The sequence below is a fragment of the Nocardia sp. NPDC004718 genome, assembly GCF_053601535.1.
Genome location: NZ_JBSGCA010000027.1, coordinates 94,214 through 104,258 on the forward strand (window position 1 = coordinate 94,214; position 10,045 = coordinate 104,258).

The 10,045-nt window shown below is 70.3% G+C and carries 11 protein-coding genes; 5 read left to right on the forward strand and 6 right to left on the reverse strand.

Annotated elements, in window-relative coordinates; translation table 11 throughout:
* Positions 1–1,128, reverse strand: a complete 1,128-nt coding sequence (locus tag ACWEH3_RS21455; protein WP_450015637.1) for a M24 family metallopeptidase — start codon at positions 1,126–1,128, stop codon at positions 1–3.
* A 223-nt stretch (positions 1,129–1,351) separates the two neighbouring features.
* Between ACWEH3_RS21455 and ACWEH3_RS21460 the strand changes: the two genes are divergently transcribed.
* From ACWEH3_RS21460 to aroB, 5 genes are all read left to right on the forward strand, one after another.
* Entirely contained in the window at positions 1,352–1,825 is a 474-nt protein-coding gene (locus tag ACWEH3_RS21460) for a prepilin peptidase (protein ID WP_450015635.1), read from the forward strand.
* Between the two features lie 214 nt (positions 1,826–2,039).
* Entirely contained in the window at positions 2,040–2,921 is an 882-nt protein-coding gene (locus tag ACWEH3_RS21465; protein ID WP_450015633.1) for a universal stress protein, read from the forward strand.
* Between the two features lie 96 nt (positions 2,922–3,017).
* On the forward strand, positions 3,018–4,226 hold the full coding sequence (gene aroC, locus ACWEH3_RS21470; RefSeq protein ID WP_450015820.1) for a chorismate synthase: 1,209 nt from the start codon (positions 3,018–3,020) through the stop codon (positions 4,224–4,226).
* A complete protein-coding gene (locus ACWEH3_RS21475) occupies positions 4,223–5,107 on the forward strand; it encodes a shikimate kinase (RefSeq protein WP_450015631.1) in 885 nt (294 codons plus the stop codon). The genes aroC and ACWEH3_RS21475 overlap by 4 nt, the downstream gene beginning before the upstream one ends.
* On the forward strand, positions 5,104–6,225 hold the full coding sequence (gene aroB / locus ACWEH3_RS21480) for a 3-dehydroquinate synthase (RefSeq protein ID WP_355070584.1): 1,122 nt from the start codon (positions 5,104–5,106) through the stop codon (positions 6,223–6,225). The genes ACWEH3_RS21475 and aroB overlap by 4 nt, the downstream gene beginning before the upstream one ends.
* A 67-nt stretch (positions 6,226–6,292) precedes the next feature.
* On the opposite strand, the gene ACWEH3_RS21485 is transcribed toward aroB, so the two are convergent.
* From ACWEH3_RS21485 to ruvX, 5 genes are all read right to left on the reverse strand, one after another.
* The gene (locus ACWEH3_RS21485; RefSeq protein WP_450015628.1) at positions 6,293–6,772 is read right to left on the reverse strand and encodes a B-4DMT family transporter; all 480 of its coding nucleotides are present in this window, start codon (positions 6,770–6,772) and stop codon (positions 6,293–6,295) included.
* A 50-nt stretch (positions 6,773–6,822) separates the two neighbouring features.
* The gene (locus tag ACWEH3_RS21490; protein WP_450015626.1) at positions 6,823–7,077 is read right to left on the reverse strand and encodes a hypothetical protein; all 255 of its coding nucleotides are present in this window, start codon (positions 7,075–7,077) and stop codon (positions 6,823–6,825) included.
* A 92-nt stretch (positions 7,078–7,169) separates the two neighbouring features.
* The gene (locus ACWEH3_RS21495) at positions 7,170–7,988 is read right to left on the reverse strand and encodes a shikimate dehydrogenase (protein WP_450015624.1); all 819 of its coding nucleotides are present in this window, start codon (positions 7,986–7,988) and stop codon (positions 7,170–7,172) included.
* Entirely contained in the window at positions 7,978–9,483 is a 1,506-nt protein-coding gene (gene mltG, locus ACWEH3_RS21500; protein ID WP_450015622.1) for an endolytic transglycosylase MltG, read from the reverse strand. Before mltG ends, ACWEH3_RS21495 begins: the two co-directional genes overlap by 11 nt.
* The coding region (gene ruvX, locus ACWEH3_RS21505) for a Holliday junction resolvase RuvX (protein WP_452358374.1) at positions 9,480–10,045 on the reverse strand (566 nt) is incomplete at its 5' end. The genes ruvX and mltG, both read right to left, overlap by 4 nt.

Sequence of the window (10,045 nt, forward strand, 5' to 3'; positions counted from 1 at the left end):
TCAGTCGACGACGGTCAGGTCTTTGGTGGTGTGGGTGAGCAGCTCCGGGCCCCCTTCGCGCACCACGAGCGTGTCCTCGATCCGGACCCCGCCGCGGCCGGGAAAGTACACACCTGGTTCGACGGTCACCGCCACGCCAGTCAGAAGTGTACCGGTTCCGGTTTTCGCGATTCCGGGCGCTTCGTGGATCTGCAGACCGACCCCGTGGCCGAGGCCGTGCACGAACAACTTGCCGTGCCCCGCGGCCTCGATCACCGCCCGCGACGCGGCGTCCACGTCGGATACCGGGACCCCCGGGCGCAGCGCCTCCCGCCCGGCCCGCTGCGCCTCGGCGACCAACGCGTACACCTCGCGCTGCCAGTCGGTCGGCGCGCCGAGCACGAAGGTGCGGGTCATGTCGGAGTGGTAGCCGCCCACCACCGCCCCGAAGTCCAGTTTGACGAAATCACCCGCGGCCAGCACGGCGTCGGTCGGGCGGTGATGCGGGACAGCCGAGTTCACGCCGGTCGCCACGATGGTCTCGAACGAAACCGCTTCGGCGCCGTGTTCGAACATGGCCCATTCCAATTCCCTGGCCACCTGACGCTCGGTACGGCCCGGACGCAGTCCGCCGTGCTGCAGCAGCGCGGCCAGGCCGGCATCGCCCGCCGCGCAGGCCGCCCGCAACTGCTCCACTTCGTAGGCGTCCTTGACCATGCGCAACTGCTCCACCAGCCCGGGCGAGGCGACGAAGTCCAGGCCGGTGCGCTGTTCGAGGAAACCGCGATGCTGGTCGACGGTGACCACATGGCTTTCGAAACCCACCCGGCCGACCTGCCACTCCCCGGCCAGTTGCACGATCCGCCGAGCGGCGGCGCGCGCGATCTCGGCCCGCAGATCGGGAACCTGCTCGGCGACCTGGGTCCGATACCGGCCGTCGGTGCCGATCACGGTCCGGTCCTCGGCGGCGCGCGTGTCCCAGGAATGCACCAGCAACGCCGCGTTGGAGCCGGTGAACCCGGTCAGATATCTGATGTTCACCAGGTCGGTGACCAGCAGGGCGTCCACCCCGTTCTCCACCAGAAGGCTGCGCAGCGCGCCACGCCGCGCCGCGTAGTCCGGCACATGACCCTGGTGATCAGCACGCATGTGTCAAAACTACCGCCGACACACCGCACACCGACAGCCAACACGTGATCGGCATGGCCGTGCACTGCTGTCGAATCATCAATTTTCGCTCAAAAAGATTGCGGCACAGCATTTCTCGACAGTCAGAGGCCTACTGACCCATCGCCTGTTCACACCCGAACCGGTTGTGCACATTCCGGGCCGGAGCGGGTGACCCGCGCCGGAACCGGGCGAAGGTGGAGCCATGACTCCACTCGCGTGCGCCGCGCTCACCGTCTGGTGCGCGGCACTGACGACGTTCGACCTGCGTGAAGGACGCCTCCCGAACCGGCTGACCGGCTCTGGAGCGTTGGCCGTCCTCGGATATGCCCTGCACACAAAGCATTTCACCACCGCACTGCTGGGCGCGCTGTTGCTCTCGGCGCCGTACCTGCTGGTGCACCTCGCCGCACCCGCCGCGCTGGGCGCGGGCGACGTCAAGCTCGCGGTGATGCTGGGCGGGGCGACCGCCCTGGGCGGCGCCCGTCCGTGGGTTTGGGCGGCACTCGGAGCACCGGCGCTCACCGCATGCGTCGCGCTCGGAGCACTGGTCTGCCAACGCGCATTCGGCTCCCGCACCGCCGACTCGGGCGAGAGCGCGCTCACCGTGCCGCACGGCCCCGCGATGTGCCTGGCGACATTGCTGGCCCTGCTGTCGTCGGCCTTCGACTCGACCTGAGTCCGCTCCGCCCGACACCACCAGAACGCCGCCGGACCGCGCTGAGCGCCGCAGAAAGCCAGCAAATCGATAGCAATTCATCGGTAGTATCAATCGCGGGCAACGACTTTCCGAGCCGCCGCCGCCGCGTCAGCGCTCGAGCTGCGGCACCTCGGAGAAGTCGTCCCTCGAGTGCGCCAGTACAGCGGAAGCAGCGTCGAGAAGGAGCCGCCCAGTGAATCCGAGGCATCCGTCGCGGGGACCGATCGTCGTGGGAACCGATGGTTCGGAACAATCGATCGTCGCGGTCCGCTGGGCGGCGCAGACCGCCGCGCTGCACGACGCTCCTCTGCACATTTCGCTCGTCGTGGAGTCCTCGCTCGGCTCCGACGACGACGATCCCCCGCGTCCGGCGGCGCTGCTGCGGGTGCGCGAGGCGGACGAGGCGATCGAGCGCGCGGCGGACGCCGCCGTGGCGGCCGCGCACACCGTGCGCGACATCACCATCGGCACCGAGATCCGCACCGCGCACATCGCCACCGCACTCATCGAGCGCTCCCGTAGCGCGGCGATGCTCGTGGTCGGCACGCGCGGGATCGGCCGCGTCCAGCGCGTCCTCCTCGGCTCGGTCAGCACCGCCGTCGCCAGGGACGCCGAATGCCCCGTGGCGGTGGTCCCCGCCGAGACGCCGCTGTGGGACCGGGCGACCACCGGCCCGGTGATCGTCGGCGTGGACGGCTCCACCGCCGAGCAGGCCGCCATCGGGGTCGCCGCGGCCGAGGCGTCGCTCCGCGGGGTCGAACTGGTGGCCGTGCACACCTGGGGCGAGGTCGAGCCGCTGGCCGCGATCGGCACCGACTGGACCGCCCTGCGTCGGACCGAGGAGGCGTTGCTCGCGACCGGCTTGGCCGGCTGGCAGGAGCAGTACCCGGAGCTGACCATCCGGCGCGAGGTCGTCCGCGACCGTCCGGAGCGAGGGTTGCTCGAACGCTCCCGCGACGGACAGCTGCTGGTGGTGGGCAACCGCGGCCGAGGCACTTTGCGGCGGCTGCTGTCCGGCTCGGTCGGTGACGCGCTGCTCCGCTCGGTGGACCGCCCCATCGTCATAGCCCGCTGAGCGCCTCGGCCCGCGGTACCCCGGCTCCCCGGCGTGCGGTTCGTCACGGCGGGCCACGTTCCGGAGCACGGGCGTCGACATGGGAAGATGAACAATGTGCTGCGTTGGATAACTGCCGGAGAATCCCATGGTCCCGCTCTCGTCGCCCTCCTGGAGGGGATGGTGGCAGGCGTCGAGGTCACGTCGGACGAGATCTCCGCGCAGCTGGCCCGTCGCAGGCTCGGCTACGGTCGCGGCGCGCGGATGAAGTTCGAGGCCGACAAGGTCACCGTCATCGGCGGCGTGCGGCACGGGCGCACCATGGGCGGCCCGGTGGCCATCGAGGTGGCCAACTCCGAGTGGCCGAAGTGGACCACGGTGATGTCCGCCGACCCGGTCGATCCGGCCGAACTCGCCGACCTGGCCCGCAACGCACCCTTGACCAGGCCCCGGCCCGGGCACGCCGACTACTCCGGCATGCTCAAGTACAACTTCGACGACGCCCGCAACGTGCTCGAGCGCGCCAGCGCCAGGGAGACCGCCGCGCGCGTCGCGGCGGGCACCGTCGCGCGCAATTTCCTGCGCCAGGCGTTCGGCGCGGAGGTCGTCTCGCACGTCGTGTCGATCGGCACGGCGCAGAACACTTCCGGCCTCGTGCCGGGCGCCGCCGATCTCGCCACGGTGGACGAGAGCCCGGTGCGTGCCTTCGACAAGGACGCCGAAGCCGCGATGATCGCGGAGATCGAGGCCGCCAAGAAGGACGGCGACACCCTCGGTGGCGTTGTCGAGGTGGTCGTGGAGGGACTTCCGGTCGGCCTCGGCTCGTTCACCAGCGGCGAGAACCGGCTGGACGCGCGGCTCGCCGCCGCACTGATGGGCATCCAGGCCATCAAGGGCGTCGAGGTCGGCGACGGTTTCGAGACCGCGCGCCGCCGCGGCAGCCAGGCGCACGACGAAATGCGCCCCGGCCCCGACGGCGTGCTGCGTTCCACCAACCGCGCCGGCGGCCTGGAAGGCGGCATGACCAACGGCGAGGCGCTGCGCGTGCGCGCGGCCATGAAGCCGATCTCCACGGTGCCGCGCGCGCTGTCCACCGTCGACATGACCACCGGCGACGAGGCCGTCGCCATCCATCAGCGGTCGGACGTGTGCGCCGTGCCCGCCGCGGGCGTGGTCGCCGAATCCATGGTGGCGCTGGTCGTCGCGCAGGCCGCGCTGGAGAAGTTCGGCGGCGACTCGCTCACCGAGACCGTCGAGAACATCACCAGCTACGTCAAGCGCATCAGCACTCGCCCGCACGTGCCCGCGGACAGTCGGTCGCAATGATCGTGCAGACCGATCCGCGCGCCCCGCGCGTGGTGCTGGTCGGACCGCCGGGGGCGGGGAAATCCACGATCGGCCGCAAGCTCGCCAGGGAACTCGGCGTCGAGCTGTACGACACCGATGCCGGCATCGAGCGGGAGACCGGTCGCACGATCCCGGAGATATTCGCCGAAGACGGTGAGCCCGAATTCCGCAAGATCGAGGAGCGGGTGGTGCGCCGCGCCGTCCTCGCCGAACGCGGCGTGGTCTCGCTCGGCGGCGGTGCCGTGCTGTCCGAGCACACCAGGGCGCTCCTGCACGGCCGCACCGTCGTCTACCTGGAGATCAGTGTCGCGGAGGGTCTTCGGCGCACCGGCGCGAGCACGCAGCGGCCGCTGCTCAACGGTGCCGACCCCGGCGCGAAATATCGGGAACTGATGCGTACCCGTCGGCCGCTGTACCGGGAAGTGGCCACCGTCCGGGTTCGTACCGACGGCCGCAGTCCCGGCCGCGTGGTGCGGATGATCATGACCAAGCTCGGTATGGAGCCGGTCGAACCGGCCGAAACGGATCTCCGGCCGCCGCCGAGCGGAATCCCGCAGGGCAGCAGCCGATCCCGGGCCCGCCGACGTGCGAGGGCAAGGGCGGCGCGGCGCAAGACGGCCGATCAGTCCGAGACCACCGACAACGCGACCGGCGCCGCGGCGGAAGCGGCGGTGACCGCCACCGTGCGCTCCCGGCGCAGCCGCAGGAGCGGCACGAGCGAACCCGGCGCCGAGGGCGGGGCGGGCAACGGGGAGACGGCGGCGGGCAGCCGATCCCGGCGCGCCCGCGCACGCCGCGCCCGCTCCCGGGCGCGGCAGCAGTCGACAACAGCACCAACAGAATCGGAGCAAGCCACGTGACAGAGCCGAGTCGTCTCGAAGTCCGGACCGCCGACCCGTACCAGGTGATCATCGGCCGCGGGTTGCTCGGCGAACTCGTCGAGTCCGTCCACAGCGCGACCAAAGGTGTGCGCACCGTGGCCGTCTTCCATCAGCCGCCGCTCACCGAGACCGCCGAAGTGGTGCGAAAGGCGCTGGCCGACACCGGTATCGACGCGCACCGGATCGAGATCCCGGACGCTGAGGCGGGCAAGGAACTGGCGGTCGCCGGCTTCTGCTGGGAGGTGCTGGGGCGTATCGGCCTGACCCGGAACGACGTCGTGGTCAGCCTCGGCGGCGGCGCGGCGACCGATCTGGCCGGTTTCGTCGCCGCCACCTGGATGCGCGGGGTGCGGATCGTGCACGTGCCGACCACGCTGCTGGCGATGGTCGATGCGGCGGTCGGCGGCAAGACCGGCATCAACACCGAGGCGGGCAAGAATCTCGTCGGCTGCTTCCACGAGCCGGCCGCCGTGCTGGTCGACCTGGCCACCCTGGAGACGGTGCCGCGCAACGAGATCGTCGCGGGCATGGCGGAGATCATCAAAGCCGGTTTCATCGCCGACCCGGTGATCCTGGAGCTGGTGGAGCGCGACCCGGAGGCCGCCCTCGACCCGTCCGGCGAGGTGCTGCCGGAGCTGATCCGTCGCGCGATCCAGGTGAAAGCCGACGTCGTCGCCGCCGATCTGAAGGAATCCAGCCTCCGCGAGATCCTGAACTACGGTCACACCCTGGGGCACGCGATCGAACGGCGGGAGCGTTACCGGTGGCGGCACGGCGCCGCGGTCTCCGTCGGACTGGTGTTCGCCGCCGAGCTCGGTCGTCTCGCGGGTCGTCTCGATGACGCCACCGCCGACCGTCATCGCGCGATCCTGTCCGCCGTCGGCCTGCCGACCAGCTACGACGCCGACGCGCTGCCACAGCTGCTGGACGCCATGCAGACGGACAAGAAGACCCGCTCCGGCGTGCTGCGCTTCGTCGTGCTCGACGGCCTGGCCAAACCCGGACGCCTGGAAGGACCCGATCCCGCCCTGCTGGCCGCCGCCTACTCGGCGATCGCCCGGGAGGACAGTCCGAGCGGCGGCGCGGTGCTGCTCTAGCCCGCGTCGGGCACGAGAGACGAAAAAAATGGCGCGCCCGCTGCGGGCGCGCCATTTTTTCGTGGAATCAGATCGCGCTGCCCGCGGCGGAGTACAGCGACGGCGGGGTGGAGCGCCCCTTGCCGTTCTGCCGCTCGGCCAGCATCCGGCCGACGCCGACACCGATCAGCGCGGGCACGAAGATCAGCAGGATGATGAACGCCGCGCCCGCCGTGAGTTCGAACAGCAGGCCGTTGTCACCCAGATCGAACCGGGGAGCCCAGTCCAGGATCCAGGACGCCAGGCCGCTGCCGACACCACCCACAACGGCGGCCTTCAGCCACATCATGGTCAGATCGGCGCCGCGTTCGGCGTCCCCGCTCTTGACGCGGTCCCTGCGACCGTCCAGCACACCCCAGGCCGCGATGGCCGCGACCAGCACGACCAGGCACAGGATGCGCATCAGTGCCCCGTGCGTCGGCCAGTACACCATCGCGAACCCGAGCCCGGCACGCAGCGCCACCACCAGCGCGCCGAGCACGACGGCCCGCAACAACCAAGCATTCATGCGAAACACCATAGCCGTGTTTCTCGGCAGCGACTACGGCCCTGCGTGTCTCAGTTGGACGGAATCCACAGGTCGTACCTGCCGCTACCGTCGTTCCGCTGAATGCACTTCCCGTCTTTGTGCCACAGCGGTGCCTCTTTCATGCAGTTCGCCAGCGAGACGTTCGACGCCGCGGCCACGCACTGGAACCCCCAAGTCGGCTGCGCCGATGCGCAGCCATCGGCTTTCGCCGCCGACTGTCCGGCGAAGACGAACGCGGATGCCGCGATCCCCATCGCGACGGTGACTCCGAGTCGAATCGACACAACGCTACCCCTCCCGTTGAAACGCGTTGGACGACAGCATAACCGGCGATCACGGCAGCGGAAAGGGCAGAGACGCACCGCTGGTGAGAAGGCTAACGACGCCCTTCGTCCAGCGCCGCCGCCATCTCCGCGCGCGGCGCTGCCTGCCCGGTGAACAGTTCGACCTGCCCATACGCCTGGTTCAGCAGCATCTGCAGACCACTGACCACCGTGTGCCCGGACCGGGCCACCGCCTCGGCCAGCGGGGTGGGCCAGGGGTTGTAGATCGCGTCGAGCACCACCGGCGCCTCGGCTACCGCGGGGGCGATCACCGCCGCCGCCGTGGCGGGAATGGTGCTCACCACGGCTCCCGCGGCCGCGCAGATCGGACGCAGCGCCCCGGCATCGAAACCGGCCAGCGACGCGATCATCCCAAGCCGCTCGGCGAGTTCCAGCGCGCCGCGCGCCCGTCCGGCGTCCCGGGCGACCACGGTCACCGACTTCGCGCCCAGCTCCGACAGCGCCAGCAGGGCGGGCCGCGCGGTGCCGCCCGCCCCCAGCACCACGCCCTCGGTCAGGTCGGTGACACCACCGCCGCGGAGCGCTCCGAGGACACCGTCCACGTCGGTGCAGTCGGCCAGCCAGCCCGCGTCGCGACGGACCAAGGTGTTGGCCGATCCGACCAGCACGGCCCGGTCGGTGCGCTCATCGGCGTAGGCCAGTGCCGCTTCCTTGCCGGGCATGGTCACCGAAAGCCCGACCCATTCCGGCCCGAGCCCGTCGACCAGCCCGGGCAGCTGCTCCGCCGAGCATTCGATGCGCTCGTAGCTCCAGTCCAGTCCGAGCGCGCGGTACGCGGCCGAGTGCAGCTGTGGCGATCGCGAGTGCGCTATCGGCTTTCCGAGCACCGCCGCCTTGCGATTACCGGCCACCGCTGTCCTTGGAACTGTCGAGGATGCCGCTGCGCTGCGCCCGTGCGATCAGGCGCAGATGCTCCTGATAGTCGTCGGTGAACAGGGTGGTGCCCTGCTTGTCGACGGTGACGAAGTACAGCCACGGGCCCTGCTCCGGATTCTCCATGGCACGCAGAGCGTTCAACGACGGCGCGGCGATCGGGGTCTTGGGCAGGCCACGCATCGCATAGGTGTTCCAGGCGGTTTCCTGGGCGCGGTCGGCGTCTGTGGTCGCCACCTCGGTGCGATCCAGGGTGTAGTTCACCGTCGAGTCGAACTGCAGCATCTGATCGACCCGCAGCCGGTTCACGATCACCCGTGCCACCTTGCCCATGTCCTGGGGCTTCGCCTCGCGTTCTACCAGCGAGGCGGCGACCAGCGTCTGGTACGGCGTCAGTTTCGTGTCGGCGCCGGACTGCAGCAGTCCGGTGGACTCATAGCTCTTCGCGCTCGCGGTCACCAATTGCCGCAGGATCTCCGCGGGCGTCCCGCTCGGATCGAAATCCCATGTGCCCGCGGCGATCAGGCCTTCCAGCTGCCGTGTCCGGTCCGGGCAGTCCTTGACACCCTGGATCGCCCACGCCGGCACTCCGAGCGCGGCCAGGTCCAGGCTCGCGCCCGCGGCATCGAGCTGTTCGTAGCTCACGCACTTCTGATTGGTGCCGGTGCCGATGCAGCTGGCCTCCGCGATCTTGCGGTAGATGCCGTCGTACCGCCCGCCGGTGCTCATGTCGTGTTGGTCGTGCAGCAGCCGTCCCTCGGAGACGACCAGATTGCCGACCCGCGAGGACTTGCTCACCAGCGCCGACACCGCCTCGGCGGCCGGGCTCTGGCTGGGGATCGCGTAGAAGCCGGGCTGCACCGCGTTCATGTTCGAATTGCGTACGGCCGCTTGGAAGAACGCGGCCGAGCTCGCCACGACGCCGCGCTCGACCATCGTCGCCGCGATCTGCTGGGAGGTGTCGCCCGGATGCACCTGCACCACCACCAGCGGTCCCCCTGGCCCCGCGAAGTCTTTCGGCGGAGCCATACTGGCGACCAGCTTCATCCCGGCGAAGATCACGGCGCCGGCGAAGAGAAGGATGAAGACACCCGCGACGAACCATAGGTTGCGGCGGCGCTTCTTGCGCTCGGCGGCTTTGCGAGAGGCGACCCTGGATCGCTTGCCGCGCTGGGAGCGGCCGGAGCGCTCGGGCCGGGCGCGTTTCGACTCCACGCGCTTCGAGCGGCGCGGCTCCTCGACACGCGTCGTCCTGGGGCGCTGTCCGCCACGCCGTGGGGCCGGTGGCGGCGGAGCGGGCTCCGGCTCTTCCTCGTCGTCGACGTAGCGGGGGATGACGGTCGTGTCGTCGTCGTCGTAGTCGTCGTACCGGTCGCCGTCGTACTCGCCCCAGGCCTGGTCGTCTCTCCGGTAACGCCGATCAGCTTCGCGCTGTCGGAACAGTTCCTCGGCCCGCGCCCACCGATCCGTCATGCATCGTCCCCGGACGACGCAGGACGTCCCGCTTCCACCGACCTCAACACCGCACTCCGTTCGTCCAACCATCCTTGCAGGATCGACACGGCCGCCGCCTGATCGATCACCTGCCGCTGGCCACGCGCGCGAACTCCACTGTCCCGCAATGCACGTGCAGCTGACACCGTAGTCAAACGTTCGTCGGAAAGCCGGACCGGCACCGGACCGACAGCAGCCCGCAATCGCTCAGCGAATGCGCTGGCCAGCGTAGCCGCAGTGCCTTTCTCCCCGCGTAATGTTCGCGGCAATCCGACGATTACCTCGACTGCCTCGTACTCCCGCACAATTTCGGCAATTCTTTCGATATCGGGTGCGGGAGCCGATCGCCGGGACGGTTTCGCGCGCGGCACGGTCTCCACCGGGGTGGCGAGGATGCCGTCGGGATCGCTCGCGGCGACCCCGATCCGGACACTGCCGACGTCGACGCCGATCCGCCTGCCCCGACCGGGGTCGGTGGCCGGATGCGGCCGGGGGGGGGGGCGCGGGGCGCCCCCCCCCCCCCGGCGCGGGGAGGTCTCGC

What these genes read in the sequence shown, in the direction of transcription:
- ACWEH3_RS21455 (WP_450015637.1), bottom strand. Translation starts at nt 1,128, where the DNA reads ATGCGTGCTGATCACCAGGGTCATGTGCCGGACTACGCGGCGCGGCGT.
- ACWEH3_RS21460 (WP_450015635.1), top strand. Translation starts at nt 1,352, where the DNA reads ATGACTCCACTCGCGTGCGCCGCGCTCACCGTCTGGTGCGCGGCACTG.
- ACWEH3_RS21475 (WP_450015631.1), top strand. Translation starts at nt 4,223, where the DNA reads ATGATCGTGCAGACCGATCCGCGCGCCCCGCGCGTGGTGCTGGTCGGA.
- ACWEH3_RS21485 (WP_450015628.1), bottom strand. Translation starts at nt 6,772, where the DNA reads ATGAATGCTTGGTTGTTGCGGGCCGTCGTGCTCGGCGCGCTGGTGGTG.
- mltG (WP_450015622.1), bottom strand. Translation starts at nt 9,483, where the DNA reads ATGACGGATCGGTGGGCGCGGGCCGAGGAACTGTTCCGACAGCGCGAA.